General features: G+C 62.4%; 16 protein-coding genes and 1 other RNA gene. 5 read left to right on the top strand and 12 right to left on the bottom strand.

The window, feature by feature from the left end:
• Positions 1 to 50: 50 nt before the first annotated feature.
• The 4 genes from AEQU_RS01675 to AEQU_RS01660 are packed head-to-tail and all read right to left on the bottom strand — an operon-like array spanning position 51 to position 3,903.
• On the bottom strand, positions 51 to 1,823 hold the full coding sequence (locus AEQU_RS01675) for a GmrSD restriction endonuclease domain-containing protein (protein WP_022739101.1): 1,773 nt from the start codon (positions 1,821 to 1,823) through the stop codon (positions 51 to 53).
• A gap of 30 nt (positions 1,824 to 1,853) precedes the next feature.
• The gene (locus tag AEQU_RS01670; protein ID WP_022739097.1) at positions 1,854 to 3,209 is read right to left on the bottom strand and encodes a hypothetical protein; all 1,356 of its coding nucleotides are present in this window, start codon (positions 3,207 to 3,209) and stop codon (positions 1,854 to 1,856) included.
• Positions 3,202 to 3,504 carry a hypothetical protein gene (locus tag AEQU_RS01665; protein WP_022739094.1) on the bottom strand — a complete coding sequence of 101 codons (303 nt, stop codon included), beginning with the start codon at positions 3,502 to 3,504 and terminating at the stop codon, positions 3,202 to 3,204. Before AEQU_RS01665 ends, AEQU_RS01670 begins: the two co-directional genes overlap by 8 nt.
• Positions 3,505 to 3,507: 3 nt before the next feature.
• Positions 3,508 to 3,903, bottom strand: coding sequence for a type ISP restriction/modification enzyme (locus tag AEQU_RS01660; RefSeq protein ID WP_022739090.1), 396 nt, complete (start codon positions 3,901 to 3,903; stop codon positions 3,508 to 3,510).
• Positions 3,904 to 4,310: 407 nt separating this feature from the next.
• Here AEQU_RS01660 and AEQU_RS01655 point away from each other — a divergent pair, with 407 nt between their 5' ends.
• Positions 4,311 to 4,628: a hypothetical protein gene (locus AEQU_RS01655; RefSeq protein WP_041714327.1), complete on the top strand. Its 318-nt coding sequence runs from the start codon at positions 4,311 to 4,313 to the stop codon at positions 4,626 to 4,628.
• A 205-nt stretch (positions 4,629 to 4,833) separates the two neighbouring features.
• On the opposite strand, the gene AEQU_RS01650 is transcribed toward AEQU_RS01655, so the two are convergent.
• Positions 4,834 to 6,423, bottom strand: coding sequence for a YfcC family protein (locus tag AEQU_RS01650; protein ID WP_022739086.1), 1,590 nt, complete (start codon positions 6,421 to 6,423; stop codon positions 4,834 to 4,836).
• Positions 6,424 to 6,800: 377 nt separating this feature from the next.
• On the opposite strand from AEQU_RS01650, the gene AEQU_RS01645 reads away from it, so the two are divergent.
• Both AEQU_RS01645 and nrdD read left to right on the top strand, forming a co-directional pair.
• Positions 6,801 to 7,757: a helix-turn-helix transcriptional regulator gene (locus AEQU_RS01645; RefSeq protein ID WP_022739082.1), complete on the top strand. Its 957-nt coding sequence runs from the start codon at positions 6,801 to 6,803 to the stop codon at positions 7,755 to 7,757.
• 169 nt (positions 7,758 to 7,926) lie between these two features.
• Positions 7,927 to 8,244, top strand: coding sequence for an anaerobic ribonucleoside-triphosphate reductase (gene nrdD, locus AEQU_RS01640; protein ID WP_022739078.1), 318 nt, complete (start codon positions 7,927 to 7,929; stop codon positions 8,242 to 8,244).
• 80 nt (positions 8,245 to 8,324) lie between these two features.
• On the opposite strand, the gene recR is transcribed toward nrdD, so the two are convergent.
• From recR to ffs, 5 genes are all read right to left on the bottom strand, one after another.
• On the bottom strand, positions 8,325 to 8,921 hold the full coding sequence (gene recR / locus AEQU_RS01635) for a recombination mediator RecR (protein WP_022739074.1): 597 nt from the start codon (positions 8,919 to 8,921) through the stop codon (positions 8,325 to 8,327).
• A 30-nt stretch (positions 8,922 to 8,951) separates the two neighbouring features.
• On the bottom strand, positions 8,952 to 9,260 hold the full coding sequence (locus AEQU_RS01630) for a YbaB/EbfC family nucleoid-associated protein (RefSeq protein ID WP_022739071.1): 309 nt from the start codon (positions 9,258 to 9,260) through the stop codon (positions 8,952 to 8,954).
• Between the two features lie 75 nt (positions 9,261 to 9,335).
• Positions 9,336 to 11,633, bottom strand: a complete 2,298-nt coding sequence (gene dnaX / locus AEQU_RS01625) for a DNA polymerase III subunit gamma/tau (protein WP_022739067.1) — start codon at positions 11,631 to 11,633, stop codon at positions 9,336 to 9,338.
• A gap of 3 nt (positions 11,634 to 11,636) precedes the next feature.
• The gene (locus AEQU_RS01620) at positions 11,637 to 12,467 is read right to left on the bottom strand and encodes a VTT domain-containing protein (protein ID WP_022739063.1); all 831 of its coding nucleotides are present in this window, start codon (positions 12,465 to 12,467) and stop codon (positions 11,637 to 11,639) included.
• Between the two features lie 145 nt (positions 12,468 to 12,612).
• Positions 12,613 to 12,706, bottom strand: an RNA gene (gene ffs, locus AEQU_RS12090) — signal recognition particle sRNA small type.
• Positions 12,707 to 12,937: 231 nt separating this feature from the next.
• Here ffs and AEQU_RS01615 point away from each other — a divergent pair.
• Positions 12,938 to 14,590 carry a hypothetical protein gene (locus AEQU_RS01615; protein ID WP_041714323.1) on the top strand — a complete coding sequence of 551 codons (1,653 nt, stop codon included), beginning with the start codon at positions 12,938 to 12,940 and terminating at the stop codon, positions 14,588 to 14,590.
• 8 nt (positions 14,591 to 14,598) lie between these two features.
• Positions 14,599 to 15,636, top strand: a complete 1,038-nt coding sequence (locus AEQU_RS01605) for a tyrosine-protein phosphatase (RefSeq protein ID WP_022739053.1) — start codon at positions 14,599 to 14,601, stop codon at positions 15,634 to 15,636.
• A 159-nt stretch (positions 15,637 to 15,795) separates the two neighbouring features.
• Here the strand turns inward: AEQU_RS01605 and AEQU_RS01600 are convergent, their stop codons facing one another.
• Together AEQU_RS01600 and fdhD are read right to left on the bottom strand one after the other, a co-directional pair.
• The gene (locus AEQU_RS01600; protein WP_041714321.1) at positions 15,796 to 17,130 is read right to left on the bottom strand and encodes a chloride channel protein; all 1,335 of its coding nucleotides are present in this window, start codon (positions 17,128 to 17,130) and stop codon (positions 15,796 to 15,798) included.
• A gap of 21 nt (positions 17,131 to 17,151) precedes the next feature.
• Complete coding sequence (gene fdhD, locus AEQU_RS01595) at positions 17,152 to 17,961, bottom strand: formate dehydrogenase accessory sulfurtransferase FdhD (RefSeq protein WP_022739045.1); 810 nt, start codon at positions 17,959 to 17,961, stop codon at positions 17,152 to 17,154.

The raw sequence follows: 17,961 nt of genomic DNA, 5'->3' as shown, positions 1-17,961 counted from the left end.
ACACTCCACCTGACGCCATAGATGTCTTCCTGGCTGATGAGCAGGCGCCCTCACAGTCTCCCAAATGCGCGCTTCACCAACTGTGCCATCAGACGTTGCCGCACTTTCAGGAAGTCAGGGTATTCCATGCTCTCAAAGCCTTCGGGCAACGCATTCTCGACGCACGCCGCCCTATACGCCTCTTCACCATGCTCTTCGCGCAGCTTGGCCACATAGGTGATTGGCGGATCGTCGCTTATCTCGATGTTCTTCTGATACTTAAGCGCAACGAAGTTCGCACGGCAGTCCCTGATGCTGCTGTAGATACCGCCCTTAAGGTAGTTGTCTGGGAATACATGGTGTTTGTCATAGGACTTCTTGTCCCCGCTGCTTGCTGGGGCCAGCAGCTGCGCGACGGTGCCAGTACCGAACATCACCCGCGATCCCAGTACAACCTGCGCCGCCAAGAAGCCGTTCCAAGATGGGCCGCTTGCGCGGTTCTTGGAGTACTCGTTGGGCAGCGTCACATTGAAGAAGTCGTCAGTCAGCCGCGCCCCGATCTCAGCGTCGAGCCACAATCGGAATGCATCGGCGTCAGGCAGCCCCTTAACGGCATTCAGCTCCTGCTCGAAGACCGACTCAAAGTTGCCCGTGTAAAGCTGCGTCAGGATGGCCATGAAGAACCATCTCCTCGCCACCCCCTGCAGCTCCTCCCCAGTGATCCCGAAGCGGTGCTTGGCGATCAGCATAATGGCGTAGGTGAGCGGGATCGCGTTCTCGGAGCTCACCATCCCCGGGTTCACGTATCCCGCCTCCCCCAGGGCGTTGATGAACGCATGCCAGTCGTTCAGGTTCAGGACCTTGTCCAGCGCGTCGTTGAACGCGGCAAAGTTCTTCTCGCGCTGCGCGACGCTGGTCTCCTTGGTCTCCAGATTGCGCCCGTTCAGGATCAAGCGCGCGTAGCGGAGACGTCCGCGCCCGAAGCCAAAGCCCACGGTTGCCCTAATAATGTGGCTCGGTTTCACGATCAGAAGAGCGTTATACGAGGTTCCGATGCCCGGCGTGTGGCTCGCCTCGCACCAGTCCTCTATGCGCTGCCTCGTCTCCGGCTCGTACACCGACAGCAGGGTCATGATGAAATCGTCCTCAGTCAGCTTCGTACCACCCGAGTTCACGCGGATGAATATCTGAGACATCTGCTCTTCGTCTGCCCTGTTGGAGATCGTCAGGATGGGGATGATGTAGGTCGTCTCCAGGTTCAAAAGCTCATTGATGCCGTCCTCAATCGCAGCCTCTTCGCTACCCGTCAGCTGGGCTTTGCCGCGCTTCTCGTTCGACTCGCTGAGCCTCTTGATGTAATCGCGCCTGAAGACGCTCGTCCTATTCTCGCGCTTGGCCTTGAAAACCTCGCTCACATCGGGAATGTACCGCGCGTCTTTCGCAACGGCGGCGTCCCAGGTGTGGAACTCGCGCTCTATGGGATCGTAGGCGATACGGATGTTGCGGCTGCCGAACGACTGATCCTTGACCTCAACACCGTATATGGCCGACACCAGCGCGGTCAGCCTCTGCTGACCGTCGATCACCAGCTCCTTCGGCTGCTCGTAGCTCTTTTGGTTCAATCCGATGGAGGTCTTCTTTTCCTCCTGGTCGTCCGGCGATTCCCACAGGATGCAGTAGCCTATAGGATAGCCTCTAAGCATGGAGTCAAGCAAATCGCGGACGTCGCTGTCCTTCCAGACGAACGGACGCTGTAGATCCGGCAGCCCCACGCGCCCTTCGATCACATCACCCACGAGGCTTCCAACAGACCTATCGACGCGGGTAAAAAGCGGCTCGGCCATTATCCCTCTCCTTGCTCATAAGTGCCCTTGCTACAAAATGATCGCGCAATGCCCTTGCGCGCTGCCTATTCTTTGCTGGCCGGCTGCAAGCAGACGTGCCGTTTCTTCCCCCAACGAAGCCAATACGTAGTCGTCCTGCTGGTTGGGTTTATCTACCAGGATCCACTTCGCTTGCTTGAATAGGTATATGGAAAAGGCTATCCACTGTGGGTAGTTGATAGCGAGCGGGTTCTTTGCGAAGTAGACATTTCCCGCATTGATAGCCGTCGTCGCAGCGTGCGCGACGAACAACATCGTTCCGAGCTTCGGATGCTTCGCATGCCGCGTTGATACCGGTATGCTCTCTTTGATGCCATACCCTTCATGCATTCGCTTCAGCACCCAGCACGTTCTTACGATTACCTCGGTGAGCATTACTGGTATCGTCTGGCTCACGAAATGGACAAAATCGTAGCCTTCGAAGTACATTCCCTGCACAATCTCCGCAACAGTCTGTTCATCCGTTCCGAACTTGCCAAACTGCAAGACGTTGAACAGGCCCATCAAAGGAGCTGGCAACCCCATCGAAGTGTTTACATCGCTCATAAAATGGAGAACCTGCTTGCAAACGGCGCTGAATACGTCTTTCGCCGTTCGATCGGCGTATCCCTCCATCACTTGGGAGACAAAGTTGCCCGCCTTGTCGATTGTCGTCATCTTCCCAGTAAGGATATCGTGCACCCCCACGAAAAGCCCCAGGAGAGGATCGTGCCCGAGCGATAAAAGCCTGTGGTAATACGCGCTCAGTCCATCAACGTATTGAGTGGTGCTTCTATTGTCCTGCGCGTCATAAGGAACCTTCGACCTGGCCTGTGACGCCAGCCGCTCCACCTCATCTGGCGGAAAGGCCCTCTCGAACTGATCCCTTATATAGTTTCCGAGCGGTGCCTCCCGAATCCCGTCCTTTGTCTTCTCGGGAACACCGACAAGCAGAATATCAACCGAGGCCGATACGACAGAAGCGAAGGCGCTTATGGCGACGTCGGTTTTATCAAGCCTGTGAACGGCTTTGTACTTCGCGTTTAGCTCATGTATACGTTCATCACATTGCTCCAATTCAGCGGCCGTGAGCAAATCGCCTAATTCGCTTCCAGCTGTCGGGAGGCCAGAGCATTCTGCGACTATCTCACTCCAGCTCTTAATGCGCTGAGTACTTATCTCCGACGTTTCCTCCTCGCTACTCGCATCTTCATCAATCAAGATGCCCCGCAGGGCAAGGAATTCGTCCATCTCTTCCATAGCGCTTTGCAGTTGCATGCTATCTTCACGGATAGCCTCTAACCGTGCTTTATGCGCAGCAAGAACATCAACTGTTGACTGAGCGTCTTCGTTAATCGCCCTAGACATCCTGCATCCTTTTCTCCAGTTCGGCGATGCGCATCACAAGCTTTTCGTTCTGCTTCGCAAGTCGTTTGGCTACTCGGCTGTTTTTCTCCAACTCTTCGATTTCGGCATTGTTGTTTGCGATTACCTGCTGCAGCTTGGCAATCTCTTTTTGATACTTCTTGGAATCAGCTTTGCGCGTTAAAAAGAAGGTGGCGAGCGCTCCAGCCGATGCACTGACTCCGGCTATTAACGCCTTTATAACATTGGGGCGCTCGGCGATAGCGCTAATCAGTTTTTTCGCAAACTTCCCGAGCATTACTCACCAACCTTCCAGGCAAACGGCCAATTTGCTAGTTGTGGTTTCTCGTTCAGAAGAGGAAGCTCGTTCACGATGTCCAAAGTTACCCATGGATACCGCGACCAAACGCGGTATGAGGGCGCTGATGTACGTCGAGTCGTCACTGCAGTCGTTGGGATCGTTCACGATGGCCGATGCCTTATCCGTCCTCAGCTGGTAATGGTCTGTCATCCATTCGAGCGGATTGCGTCCGTCCACCTTGTAATCGTTGGCGACTTCTGGAATGCCGGTAAATGCCAGGTTCTCGTTATAGATGATGGGCATACGCACGATTATAGCCGCCTGCTCTCCTTCGACCAGATACTTTCGAATGTCGGTAGCGCAGGCATCGCTTTCAACCAATTCGGCATAGCCCATCGCACACCTCTCAGTATCAGCTTGGTTTGCAATACGTTTACAAGCATTATACTTCGCCGAGGCCATGCAACACTTCGCAACGCTACCAACCCATAGATACCCCCATAGAGTCGAAGGGGAGCGCGTAACCAATCCACTCCAAAGTTCCGCAAGTTTCCTTGGGCTCACCATTGGCCACGCATTCAAGCGATTCGCACTGCTCGTCCCGCAGAGTCGCACCGCGCTCTCCGTACCACTTTAGATGCCACTCCAGGCCGCTCCAACCCCGCTACGCGGTTTTTCTGTGGGGGCATCGCCCTTCACATGCAACCGCATCCAGCTTTTAGCCATGCTTCACTTACTGCTGGCTGCCTGATATCCTAGCTACATTGAGTCTATTCGCATTGAATGATAGAGAAAGGATCGCCATGGCTAATCATGACTTTCCATTTGAGGGTGGCGATATCTTGAAGAATATGGGGGCGACATGGTTCGTCTCATATGCCTACTATGATCACTGCGATAAATCACACATGAACTGGGATAATGTTCGCACTTCGGGAATGAGAATCAGCTGCTACAATAAAAGCAAGCGATATCACAAGCAATGGCTGCAGCACGTGCTTTCAATGAATGATGCTAATTTATCGAAGAACACCCTCGGCGTTGCTCCATGCGTAACAAAGCAAATGGCGAAAGAGCTTTTAGCGAAATGCTTCTACCCTCTCAGCGCGCCCCCATCATGACGCAACGAACCACGCCGACGGAATGGTCGTTGGGCGTCTCATGCATTTTCTTTCCCGACTCCTCCGAGTTTCCTTCCGGTTTTCATGCGATTCTTCCAAGTTATCGCGGCTGCCTCACGCGAGCAAGGGCGACCCTTTTTCGAGGATTGCCCTTGCTTGGGCCGAGGCGGCGCCGGCAAGGCCGCCCGGTCCGACGGAAAAGTCGCTACACCGCGAACACCACGGAGCAGATGCTCAAAAGGATGGCGCCGAATACGAGGGTGAACACCATCATGGGCCACACGAACTTGAACCAGTGGGACATCTTCATGTCAAGCATCTGCAGCGTTGCCATCACCAGGCCGGTCGGCGCGATGTAGAGCATGGCGTACTGGCCGAACTGGTAGGCCGCCACAATGATCCAGCGGGGAATGCCCACGGTGTCGGCCAAGGGCGCGAAGATGGGCATGGCCAGCACCGCCAAGCCGCTGGAGGAGGGCACCACGAAGCCCAGCACGAAGAAGATGAGCAGCAGGCACACCACGAACAGAGGGCCGCTCATGCCGGCCACCAGGTTGGAGGCCGCATTCAGCATGGTGTCGCTGATCATGCCCTCGGTGAGCACATGGTTCACGCCGCGGGCCAGGCCGATGATGAGGGCCACGGGCACCAGGCTGGAGGCGCCGGCACCGAAAGCGTCCACCATCTTCGCCTCCCCCACGCCGTCTTTGCCCGTGCCGCCGATGAACATCACCAGGATGGACAGCGTCACGAATTCGGCGGCCATCTGCGGGAACCACCAACCGAGGTTCATGACGCCCACAATCATGATGATGAAGGCGGCCACGAAGATGACGAGCACGATCTTCTTGCGCAGTCCGAATTCCCGGGCCGCTGCACCGCTTTCATCCAGCTCCCACTGGGCATTGAACTTCTCGCGATCCTCGTAGGAGTAGCTGAATTTCGGGTCGGCCTTCACCTTCTTGGCATACCAATGCAGGTACAGCAGAAACACAATGGCGCCCACGACGAGAGCGAAGGCGCGCACGGCGATGCCCTCGGTGAACACCGTGCCGGCAGCATTTGAGGCAATAACGGCCGAGAAGGGGTTCACCGTAGAGAACGTGGTGCCGATGGATCCGGCCATGAAGATCGCGCCCACGACCACAATGGAGTCGTAGCCGAGCGCGATGAAGATCGGCGCGAGAATCGGGTAGAAGGCCACGGCCTCCTCCTCCAGGCCGCACATGGTGCCGCCGAAGATCATGAACACCGACACGCCGAACACGAGCAGAAACTCGCGGCCCTTGGTCTTCTTCGTGAGGGCGGAAAGGCCGCTTTCGAAGGCGCCCGTCACTTTCACGACGCCGATAAGACCGCCCAGGCACAGGATGAACACCATGACGTCGATGCCGTCGATCACGCCCCAGACCATGGAGTAGGGAATGTCGGCAAGCGACACCGGATGCGGATCGAGCCCTTCATAGGTGCCGGGAATAGACACCGCCTTGGTGATGGCGCCGCTCGTGAATTGATCGATGTCGATTTTCACGCCCAGCTCATCGAGCGTTTGCTGGGTCGCATCAAGCTCGGACACCTCGCCGGTCGGCGTCGTCATCTCCAATTTGCCGCTCTCGGAATCGTAGAGCAGCTTCGAGTACTGGCCGGCCGGCACGAACCACGTGCAAATGACGGCAACGATGGTCACGATAAACAGAATCGTGAACGCCGAGGGAAAAGAGAACTTGCGCTTCTTTTTCTCCCTCTTGGGCTCTTCGGTCGGGATGGGAACGGCTTCCATGGTTGTCTCGGCCATGATGATCTCCTGTCTGAATCGGGGCGAAACGCCGTGACGCCTTCCCATGGGCCGCCATCGGAATCGCCATCGGAGCCACTGCTTTCGACCGCGAGCCATGGGAGGATGCGATGATCCGAGTGTAGGCGCGCGGGCTGCGCGCAGCCAAGGCATAAGCCGGGGATGTTCTTCGAGCGCAGCGGGTATAACTTGGAGATATTGCGAAGACCTCCATCTATACACGGACTAAACCGCAGGTGGGAACATCGACGTTGCCGATCCGTCAACAAAGCGCCATAGCGGCTCGACGGCCCCCGCCGCGATTCGCTACACTACCGCCAAGCTGGCAAACCACGCCGGGCGAGTCCTGCCGCCGCATCTGCTTTCGAGGAGCACCAATGACCCTGCTGTTCTACTACACGCTTCTCATCATGTTCTTCTACACCATCGTGGCGGCCACGAGCCTGTCGGCCTTCTACGTGTCGCATCGTCGCACGTTCTTGTACGCCACGCTCGGGTTCACGTTCTACTTCTTCGATGTCTCCCTCGTCTTTAAAGACAATTTCATCACCCCCGATGCCGTGTTCGAAGCCGCCTCGTTCTACGATGTGGGACACCCTTACACTTCCATCATCACCGGCGGCGGCGCGTTCCTCTTTCTGTGGCTGGCCGCCTGCCGCTACTGCCGGGAAGAACGCCCCGTCGTTCGCTTTGCGCCCGTGGCACTGTGGGCCGCGCTGTCGCTGGCCGCCTATCAGCTCATCGAGAACCCGCAATGGAGGGAGTTCGTCTACTACAACCTGCGCGCTGTGCTCCAGCTGCTCTGCTATGCCCTGCTCGCCTGGTGGTACACGCACTCCCCCGACCCCGAGCGGCGCTCCATCATGAAGAGCCACCGCACCGCGTTCTTCTGGGCCATCGGCCTTACCTGCGGCATCATTCTGGAGAACGTGTACGTCCAGCTGATCTTCGACCCCGGCAGCATTCCCCGCGGCATGTGGGTCCTCGCCGAGCGCAGCCCCATGGAGAACCTCCTGTTCATCTGCTACGGCCTGGCGGTTCTGCGGGGCGCGTCGGTGTCCCTGCAGCTGCGAGCCCGCGAGCTGCCCGAAGGCGACGATCCTTTGCTCGCGGAGTCCATCGATCGTCTGCTGCCTTTGTATAGCCGCACCTACGACCTCTCCAAACGCGAGGAGGAGGTATTGCGCCACGCGCTCATGGGGAAGGACAACCAGAACATCGCAAGCGCGCTGACGCTTTCCGCCGGCACCGTGAAGGTGCACATGCACAACATCCTGAAGAAGACCGGCCACGCCAACCGCGCCGAGCTGGCTGCCGACTTCTGGGAGCGCTAAACTGCGGGAACCCCTCTCCTCGTGGCTCCTCCCCCTTTCGCGAGGTTTTTGCTACATCTTGAGAACATGACCTTGAAGGGCTACATATTGTGTTAGAATTCCGCTTTGCTAACTAGATATAGTGAACCAGCGAGGCATTAACCGAACCGCAAACGACAAGGAGCCCATCATGGAGAACAAGATGATCGACGGCGTGAAGGTGGCCGTGAACTACGCCCAGGCCAGCGACGCCCCCGTATCCGACGACGAGATCAAGGCCTACATCAAGCGCGCCTACGACAAGTACCCCCATGGTCAGCTGGAGTCGCTGACGCTTGACGTCGATGGCGAGGACGTCGGCATCCACTACGGCCTCGCGCCGGTGAAGTTCGACCGCATCCGCCGCATCACCGGCTACCTGGTGGGCACGCTCGACCGCTTCAACGACGCCAAGCGCGCCGAGGAGCACGACCGCGTCAAACACGAGGTTCCCGCCTGCTGCAAGTAACCTGGCTTTTTCAACCCATAAAGAAGGGCCGTTGCGAGATGCTTTTCGCAACGGCCCTTCTTTTTTCGCAGCCTGAAAGCCTACAGCGGCAATCGCCCTTCCAGGGCGCGGCCCAAGGTGACCTCGTCGGCGAATTCCAAGTCGCCGCCGACAGGAAGCCCGCTGGCGGGGCGCGTCACCTTCACGCCCAAGGGCTTGATGAGCCGCGCGAGGTAGGCGGCCGTGGTCTCCCCTTCAATGTTGGGGTTCATGGCGAGCACCACCTCGGTCACGTCCTCGCGACCGAGGCGCGCCATCAGCTCGGCGATGCGCAAGTCGCCGGGGCCGACGCCCTCCATGGGTGCCAGCACGCCGCCAAGCACATGGTAGACGCCGTTGAACACGGCCGTGCGCTCGATGGGCGGAATGTCGCGAGGCTCGCTCACCACACAGATGACCGCGCCGTCGCGCTTGGAGCTGGCGCAGATCTCGCACAAATCGCCCTCGGCGTAGTTGAAGCAGCGAGCGCAGAAGTGCACGCCCGCCTTCACCTCGCGGATAGCATCGGCCAGACGCAGCGCCTCGGCGGCGTCGGTGTTCAGGATCCAATAGGCCATGCGCTGGGCCGACTTCGGCCCCACGCCGGGCAGACGCTCCAGCTCGTCGAGGAGCTTTTGAATGGAAGGTGCCGCTTGCACGAATGTCGCCTTGAGATGGAGACGGCCCGGCTACATCAGGCCGGGGATCTTCATGCCGCCCATGACGGCGTTCATGCGGGCGTTGGCCGCCTCGCTGGCGGCGCGCAGTGCCTCGTTCACGGCGGCGACGACCATGTCCTGCAGCATCTCCACGTCCTCGGGATCCACGGCAGCGGGGTCGATGGTGATGTCGGTGATGGCCATCTCGCCGGTGGCCGTGGCCTTCACCATGCCGCCGCCGGCCGAGGCCTCGAAGGTCATGGCGGCGATCTCCTGCTGGGCCGCGGCAGCATCGCGCTGCATCTTCTGAGCCTGCTTCATCATTTTCTTCATGTCCATGAAAGGGTCTCCTTTGCTGGTTCGCGGGTCGCGCCCGACTGCTAACGTATTCTAGGGCATCTCGCCCAATCTCGCCTAGACGACTTCCTCGAAGTTGACGCCGTCGCCGAAGCCGAAGGCAAGCGAGGCGGCGAGGTCGGGCTCCTCTACGGGATTCGGGGAAGGCCCGGACACGGCATCGGGCTCGGGGGGAAGCGCGGAGGCGGACGGTGCTGCCATCGAAGGGGCCGGCGAGGGGGCAGGAGCGGACGCAGGCGCTTGAGGTGTCGCACCAGACGGCGCCGGCACCTGGGGCGCCTCCTCCCACGGGGGCACTTCGGAAGAGGCTGCGGGAGAGGCATTTGCGGAGACGCTCGGCGCCGGGGAGGTCGCTGCGCCCTGGGGCGAGGCGCCCCGGGAGGCGAAGGGGTCCTCGAAAGGGATATCCGCATCGTCGTAGGGGACGTAGTCGTCGTAGGGCGGCCTATCGTCATCGGGCGCGGGGGCCGGCGAGAGGGCCGGCGCAGCGGCGGAAGCGGGAACCGCGGGCGCGCTCACGCTAGAAGGCGCGCCGGACATCGGGCTCGCCGAAGCAGCGGAAGAGGCAGCGGACGGGGCAGGTACCGATTGAGAGGCCGGTGCGGGTACGTTAAATGCGGAAGCCGCGGCGGGAGCAGAGGCCATCGGAGCCGAGGCGCCGCCCTTGCGCAGCTCGAAGGGAATGTCCCCGTGGGCTTCACGGCGCAGAGCCTGGGCGAGCTCGGCCTGCACGTCGGGTTTCTGCACGGCGCGGAAGGCGAAGTCGTTCTCGGCAGGGAACTCGATGAGAAGCGCGCCCGCCGCCGCATCGAAGACCGCCTTGGTGTTCATGAACAGCACGCCGTAGGCCGCCTTGGACTTCTTCAGCGAGGCGAGAACACCGGCCCAGAGACGCTGAAGCGAGGCCATATTCGAGAGGGCGGCGGTGATTTCCGGCGATAAGGCGCCCGCAGCGGCCGAAGCGGGCGGTGCGGAAACGGGGGCGGATGCCGTAGACGGCGCGGGGGCAACGGCAGCAGAGGTCGCCGCGGCAGGGGCTGCCGCCGGGACAACCTCTTCCGTAGGGGCAGACCTTGGTCTGCCCTCCGCGAGCGAGGCGGACGGGCTGTCGCACGGCGCTGACCCAGCTGGAGCCGAGGGCCGACCAAGGTCGCCCCCTACGGGGCTCGCTCCAGCAGGGGCAACGGGCGCGGCAGCCACGACAGAGGCGCCGGCCAGCTGGCGCTCCAGGGTTTCCACGCGCTCGGCCAGAGCTTCCAACGTCACATCGGCGTCGGGGCGCACCATGCGCGTCAGCGCGATCTCGAAGGTAAGCCGCGGGTTCGTGGACGTCTTCAGCTCGCCGGCTACATCCCCCAAAACACCCAGAAGCCGCGCCAGGCGGTCGACGCCGAACAGCGGCAGCTCCTGGATCAGCTCGCGGCGCGTCGTCTCGGACACGTCGAGCACCACCTCGGGCCCCGCCACAGCCATAACGTACATGTTGCGCATATGCTCGGCCAAATTCGCGACGAACTGGGCCATGTCGGCGCCGGTTTCCACGTACTCGGCCACCCAGCGGAAGCACGCCGCCGCGTCGCGGGCGCCTATCGTCCGCACGATGTCGGCCAAATCCGTGGAGTCCACGGCTCCCAGCATCCGCTCGGCCACTTCCATGGTCACCGCACCGTCGCCGAAGGCGATGAGCTGCTCCAGCGAAGTGAGCGCGTTGCGCATGCCGCCCTCGGCCCGATGCGCGATGAGCTCCAGGGCCTCCCCTTCGAACTCCACGTTCTCGGCGGTGCAGATGGCCCCCAAGCGAGACACCATGGCCTCGGTGGAGATGCGGCGGAAATCGAAGCGCTGGCACCGCGAGTGAATGGTCTCGGGCACCTTCTGGGGATCGGTGGTGGCCAGGATGAACACCACGTGACTCGGCGGCTCCTCCAGCGTCTTCAACAACGCGTTGAAGGCGGCCGTCGAGAGCATGTGCACCTCGTCGATGATGTATACCTTGTAGCGCCCGCGCGTCGGCGCGAACTGCACGCGGCCGATGATCTCCTCGCGAACGTTCTCCACGCCGGTGCGGCTCGCGGCGTCCAGCTCGTACACATCGGGGTGCTCGCCGGCAGCGATCATCTCGCAATCGTCGCAGGTGCCGTCGGGCTCGGCCGTAGGGCCCTTCTCGCACAGAAGCGCCTTGGCCAGAAGGCGCGCCGTGGTGGTCTTGCCGGTGCCGCGCGGGCCCGTGAACAGGTAGGCGTGGCTCACCTTGTCCTGGGCGATGGCGTTTTTGATGGTGCGCTCGATGTGCTCCTGACCGACCACGTCCTCGAAGATCTGCGGTCGGTACTTGCGATAGAGTGCCTCGGCCATGGCCTACTCCCCGCCTTTCTCCTCAGTCTCGGAAGCCGCCTGCGCGTCCTCGGCCGCCACCCGGCGTCGCGCCTCCGCCTTCGCCTCGGCCTCGGCGCGCATCACGCGCTCCTCGGTCAGCTCGCGCTCGTACTCGGCCTCGTTCACGCGCTCGGCCGCCTGGGCAACCGGATCGCCCTCCTTGGCGCGACGACTGTTCAGCGCGGCCTTGATGACACCGATGAACGCCGGCGCCACCGACACGGCCACAATGCCCAGCACGATCACCTCGAAGTGCTCCTGCACAAACGGAATGCCGCCGAAGAAGTATCCCACCAGCACGAACAGGCTCACCCAAGAGATGCCGCCGACGGCGTTGAAGAACGTGAACTTCCCGAAGTTCATATGTCCGGTACCGGCGATGAACGGCGCGAAGGTGCGGAAAAACGGCATGAACCGCGTGATGATGATCGTGAGCCCGCCATAGCGCTCGAAGAAGTGGTCGAGCTTGGCCATGCGCTCGGGCGTGAGCGCCTTCACCTTCCCCGAATCGATGATGCGGCTGCCGAACAGGCGCGCGATCCAGTAGTTCGAGGTGTTGCCCAAAATGGCTGCCGCCCAGAACACGATGAGCGTGGCCCACACGTTCAGGCCGCCGCCGTCGGCGGAGAACACGCCCGCTGCGAACAGGAGCGAGTCGCCCGGCAGAAACGGGAAGAACACGAGCCCCGTCTCCACGAACACGATGAGGAACAGCGGCGTGTACACCCACACCGGGCCCAAAGCGATGATCCAGCCGGCGATGAAGCCGCGCGGGTCTTTCAAAAGGTTGATGAAAAAGTCGATGATGCCCACCGAGTCTCCAATCTGCAGAATAACGTAGAAGGCGGCGCGCCGCCGGCCCCATTGTATTTTCAGAGGTCACGGCAACGAGACCCTGCGCAAAAGCGCCACGGTAATTTTACGTTGGCACCGCGGTGCGCCCTTCGCGCAAAAGTGCCCCGAATAGGTATGGGCGCTCGTCAGCGGTCCCTTATGGCTGCTTCCTCCCGGACCTGACCAGGTTCGGAACATGTCGCCGCCCATACCCATTCGAGGCACTCGAACTCGTAAGGCCTAAGTATAGGGGAAGCGCGCACGACTGGCGACGGCGCTCCCCTCCGGCAACTAAAAGTCCATAGGGCGCCCGCTAAAGACCGTCTGCGGGCATTTTCACTACGCGATCCTTGTTAAGATCTTCGTAAGGTCTTCGCAAAAACCGGGGGAATTGCTACTATTCTTTCGACCCTTAAACGTAACTCAAACACATCAGTCCCGAGGATGTCATGGCCCGATCCGATTACAGCCGCTACGACGACGAACCCAGACGCTCCCAAGGCGGCCTCTCTCTTTCCACGGGCCGCTTCGATGGCCGCTCCACGGGTCCCACCCGTTCGTCCTCCTCCGGCAACCGCCCACGCGGCACCCGACACAACCCCCTGCGCGACGAGTATCCCTCGAGCCGCGACCGCCGTCGCGAGCCCGAGCCGGGACGCCGGCACTCAGGCGGCGAGCGCTCCCCGCGCGGCGAGCAGTCCCGCGGCAAACAAGCGCCCGCCGGCAATCGCGGCGCCCAAGGACGCTCGCGCAACGGCGCTCCCTCTGGCCGCGGTAGCCACGCCCCTCGCGCAGGCGCCGCATTCGCCCCCCAGATGCACACCCTCGCCCCGGCCGGCGGCTTCAGCCTCGCACGGACGGCCATGGCGCTTATCGTCATCGCGTTGGCCATCATCTTCGCCATGGCGCTTTTCCACATCGGTCCTTTCGCATCGGCCGCCGCCAAAGACGGCAGCAAGCATGTCGGCGTCGCCAGCGCCAACGCCGTGGGCGGCAACGCCTCCTACTTCGCGCAGAACGTCGCTACCCAGGTGAGCCTCGCCCGCCCCGTCGAGCCGGAGCTGGCCCAGCTGCCCGCCTACACGCCGACCCGCGACGACCTTACCAACCTCGCCGGGCAGAAGGCCCCCTTCGCCTTCGCCCTCGGCAACGCGACCAACGACGCCGGCGAACAGGCCGCCGCGCCCGTGCTCTCCGACCGCTCCCTCGTGAGCTTGAACAACGCGCTCTCCTACTACGACAACAATGGCTATGAGGCCAGCTACCTCATCATGGATCTGGGCACGGGACGCGGCATTGCCGGCAACGTGGACGTGCCCATCTACGGCGCCAGCTCGTTCAAGGGCCCCTATTGCGCCTATGTGGTGAACAAGGAATTCCCCAACGACATCGACCGCGCCTCATCTTCGCGCCTCACTCAGGTGGAGAACACCATTGTCTGGTCGGACAATTCCTCCTACGGCAAGCTGCGACGCACCTACGGAAACGACGGCATGGAAGCATGGCTGGCCGAGGCCGGCGTCGATACAGCACTGGTGAACGACACGTACTTCCCCACCTACACGGCACGCCAGTCGGCCCTCATGTGGCTGAAGATCTACGAGTACCTGACGACCGCCGACACCTCTGCCGCCCAGTGGCTCTCCGACACCTTCGGCAAAACCGAAGTCTCATTCCTGCGCAACGGCGCCTTGGGCACCACAAGCGCAGGGCACACCGACTATCTGCCGGAAGAGGGCTCCGGCGGCGAGGAAGGCGTGGAAGACGACGGGGCCGACGATGAGGGCTCCGAGGCGAGCACACCCGCCGACGACCCCGAAGGCGACGGCTCCGAGCTCGCCGAAGACGCGGAGGGCGGCCAGACGCTCATTGAAGAAGACAAGACCGTCGCGTCCATCGGCACGAACATCACCGTGCGCAACAAGGCCGGCTGGATCGACGGCCAGGACGACGACGCCGTGTGCGATTCGGGCATCGTCACTATCAACGGTCGCGACTACCTCATAACCATCATGACCAATGCGCCCGACTCGGCCGCCGGCGAGCAGGCCTTCGCCCACCTCGCCCGCACCCTGCTGGAAATCCGCGGCGACTTGGTGTAGGAGGGCCCGTGGCCGACGCTCCCGATAATCCTCTCGCCCCACGCACGCGGCCGCCCTACTATGCCGGGCAGCCCATCGAGTTCGCCGGCTATGTGGACGACTTCGACCGCACCATCTGCGCCATGGAGTTCTCGCTGGACGACGGCGCCTCCTGGACGGCCTACCCCACTGCCGCCGTGGACAAGAGCCGCGGCGTGAACTGGCGGTTCGTCTATACGCCGGAGACACCCGGGCGCTACCTCTTGAAGGTGCGGCCCGTGACCGAGGACGGCGAGCCCTCCACCCTGGTAGCCGGCTTCGCCTTCGAGGCGCTGCCCGCCGGGGGCACTTACGGGGATGCGCGCATCCGGGCCGTGGGCGGCTCGTTCAAGGACGCGCGCATCTTCCGCTCGCGGGAGCTCGCGAACCTCACGGGTGAGGAGGCGGCCTTCCTCTCGGGAGCCCTCGGCATCGCCACCATTTACGACCTACGTACGGCCGCCGAAGTGGCGGCGCGCCCGGAGCCCTATATCGTGGGCATGCGCACCGTGGCCCTGGAACCTTCCACCGAGCACCGCCGCAAGGATTCCGACAAGCGCCTGATTGCCGGCGTTATCGAGCGCTACGGTGAGCCCGAGGAGCGCATGTGCGCGAACTACCGCCGCTACGTGCGCGAGTATCCGCTGGTAGGCCAGGCTCTGCGCTCCATGGCCGCCGAGAGGCGCCCCGCGCTCATCCACTGCGTAAACGGCAAGGACCGCACCGGAGTGCTATGCGCCACCTTGCTTCGCGCCACCGGCGCCGACGAGGACGCCATCATGGAGGACTACTTGCGCGTGAACACCGACCACGCCGACCTCATCGCGGAGGAGGCCGCGCACCTCGACGGCGGCATGACCGACCACGAGCGCGCCATCCTGATGTCGTTTCTGGAAGCGCGCCCGGCCTACCTGCGCGCCTACTTCGACGAGATCGACCGCCTCTACGGCAGCTTCGCCACCTACCTGCGCGAGGGCCTGCATCTCATCAACGAGGCGATCGAGAGCCTCCGCGCCCTGGTGGCCTAGGACGCGCTATCGGAAACGCCCGCGCCCTGGAAGCCGGCAGCCCAAAGCTCCAGGCGCGCATTTTCGCTTTTGCCCGCGCAAATGCCAGTTCGACCCCGCTTTGGTAATCCGGCGCGTGCCAAAGCGGGGTTGAACTGGCATTTCCTGCCAAAGCGCCCCTCAACTGGCATCGCGAGACGCCAAAGCGGGGTCGAACTGGCATTTGCCTCGCGCGCGCTGCAAGGAGGTTGGATAAAGACTGACCCGGCGGGCGATCAGACAGGCGGGAGCTATTGCAACAATCGTGGCGGGCAAGGAAGCGAAGCCGAAAAGCTCCCCCGCAAACGCGAGAGCCGTCAGAGGGCAGTTGGTGCAGGCGGCGAAAAAGGCGACCATGCCGACGAGGGCTCCGAGAGACCTACTCGCTCCCACAGCGCCCAAGATAGATGCGGGGAGAAGCGGCGACGCAGCGGAGAAGACTGCCGCGCCGAGGCAGGCGCCAGTGGCGAGAACGGGCATGATCTCGCCGCCCTTGAAACCGCCGGCAAGAGTGAGCAGCGTAAGCGCCGCCTTTACGATGAAGGCCCACCAAGGCAGAGCCTCGCCCGCCAGAGCCGCCTCAATCTGCGAAAGGCCCGTACCGCAGTACGAGCGCACGTCCTCGTAGTGGAAAAGATCCGCATAGCCGACGACGAGCGCCGTGGCCACTCCCCCGACCGCCAGCGCGAAGACGGGCGCCCCGAGCCGGGCGAGACCGCCCCGAAGCTTCTCAAGCGCTCCGCAGAAAGCAAGGGTCAGCAGTCCCGCCGCCGCACCCACCGCAGCGAGCAAAAGCAGAGCCCCGGCAACCCGATCCCCCATGAAGGAATCGCCCGCGAAGACGACGTCCAATACGGCCGGCGCCGCAACGGAACCCGGAAGAAAGCGCACGCCCATCGCCCGCACCACGCCCCAGGACACTAAAGACGTCACCGCCGGCGCAGCCAGCGAAGCAAACGAGTCGGGTCTTCGGCGAAGTGCCTCGAAGGAGAACACGACGCCCGCCAACGGAGCATCCAGCATGGCGCCGAGAGCGGCGCCCATGGCCGCCGGCGCCAGCACCGTGCGGAAACGCGCGGAAACACGGCCGCGCAAAAGGCCGCTTGCCGCCGCGCCCATCTGGAGCGCCGCCGCCTCCTTGCCCACCGACCCTCCGCACAGCACCGTGAGCGCCGTGCCCACGATGATCGCCGGCGCAAGCAGCGGAGGCACCGAGCGCCCATCGCGAACCGCCTCCATAACCCGAGCGGTGCTCCAGGAAAAATCAAGGCCGACCGCCCGATACGCCCCATAGGAGCAAAGCCCCGTCACCGGCAGCAGCCAAACGAGCTGCGGTCGCTCCGCAAACAGGGAGGCGCCCCCGCCTACGGCAACGCTGAGCGCAACGGTGAGCAGGCCGACCAGCGCCCCGAGCACCACCAAGGCGAGCGCGAAAATCACGCCCGCCCTCGCAGATTGTCGCTTCGCGGCGCTCATCGGCCTCCCCTTCTCAACCCCCTAGCGCGTCTCCCCCAAAGGGTCGTTATAGACCACGGCCGAATCGGGACGCGCCTGGCAGATAAGCGTCAGATCGAATTCGCGGGCGAGGCGAATAGTCTCGTCGGTGGGAACCGCCTTGGTGGCCAAAATCGGAACGCCAGCATGAATGGCCTTCATGACCATGTCCACCGGCAAACGACCGCTCGAGAAGATCAGCGCGTCCCGCAAATCGATGCCCTCGCGCAAAGCGGCCCCCACCACCTTGTCGAAGGCGTTGTGGCGACCTAGATCCTCGCGGCAGACGACCACCGTGCCCCCGAGCACGAGATAGCAGCTGTGAGTGCCCGTCGTCGCCTTGTGCAGAGGCGAATCCTCCGCAAACGCTCGCGCCGCGGCGAAGACCCATGCCGCCTCCCACGGCATGGGCTTCACCTTGGCCGGACGCTCGTCGCTGGTGAAGTAGCGGTTATAGACGCGGTTGCCCGTGCAGCACGAGGGAATCGTCTCGACACCCTTCCGCGAGAAATCGGCATGGTGGCGGGAGAGCAGCACCGAAGCCCGTGTCCCCTGGTCGCATACGTAGATGTCCTCGATATCGTCGAGCCCTCCCACGATGCCCTCGGTGTAGAGACGGCCCACCACCAAATCGACCAGGTGATCGGGAGTGCAGACGACGCGCATGGTGGGCACCGTGTTGACGGTCACCTCCATGGCATGCTCGACGAGCACCCCTCTCGCGGCGTCGCCGGCAAGTCCCGCCGGCGTCAGCAGCTCGCCCTCGCAGAGCTCCACCGGCTCGCCCTCCCGATACCGATCGATCACGTTCAT

The organism is Adlercreutzia equolifaciens DSM 19450, from assembly GCF_000478885.1.
Classification (GTDB): Bacteria; Actinomycetota; Coriobacteriia; order Coriobacteriales; family Eggerthellaceae; genus Adlercreutzia; species Adlercreutzia equolifaciens.
The sequence above is the reverse complement of the archived record's forward strand: the minus strand, read 5'-3'. Positions and strand labels throughout refer to the sequence as shown.

Coding starts and splice junctions, on each gene's coding strand:
- AEQU_RS01675 (WP_022739101.1), bottom strand. CDS start 1,823: ATGGCCGAGCCGCTTTTTACCCGCGTCGATAGGTCTGTTGGAAGCCTC.
- AEQU_RS01670 (WP_022739097.1), bottom strand. CDS start 3,209: ATGTCTAGGGCGATTAACGAAGACGCTCAGTCAACAGTTGATGTTCTT.
- AEQU_RS01665 (WP_022739094.1), bottom strand. CDS start 3,504: ATGCTCGGGAAGTTTGCGAAAAAACTGATTAGCGCTATCGCCGAGCGC.
- AEQU_RS01660 (WP_022739090.1), bottom strand. CDS start 3,903: ATGGGCTATGCCGAATTGGTTGAAAGCGATGCCTGCGCTACCGACATT.
- AEQU_RS01655 (WP_041714327.1), top strand. CDS start 4,311: ATGGCTAATCATGACTTTCCATTTGAGGGTGGCGATATCTTGAAGAAT.
- AEQU_RS01650 (WP_022739086.1), bottom strand. CDS start 6,423: ATGGCCGAGACAACCATGGAAGCCGTTCCCATCCCGACCGAAGAGCCC.
- AEQU_RS01645 (WP_022739082.1), top strand. CDS start 6,801: ATGACCCTGCTGTTCTACTACACGCTTCTCATCATGTTCTTCTACACC.
- nrdD (WP_022739078.1), top strand. CDS start 7,927: ATGGAGAACAAGATGATCGACGGCGTGAAGGTGGCCGTGAACTACGCC.
- AEQU_RS01630 (WP_022739071.1), bottom strand. CDS start 9,260: ATGGACATGAAGAAAATGATGAAGCAGGCTCAGAAGATGCAGCGCGAT.
- dnaX (WP_022739067.1), bottom strand. CDS start 11,633: ATGGCCGAGGCACTCTATCGCAAGTACCGACCGCAGATCTTCGAGGAC.
- AEQU_RS01615 (WP_041714323.1), top strand. CDS start 12,938: ATGGCCCGATCCGATTACAGCCGCTACGACGACGAACCCAGACGCTCC.
- AEQU_RS01600 (WP_041714321.1), bottom strand. CDS start 17,130: ATGAGCGCCGCGAAGCGACAATCTGCGAGGGCGGGCGTGATTTTCGCG.
- fdhD (WP_022739045.1), bottom strand. CDS start 17,961: ATGAACGTGATCGATCGGTATCGGGAGGGCGAGCCGGTGGAGCTCTGC.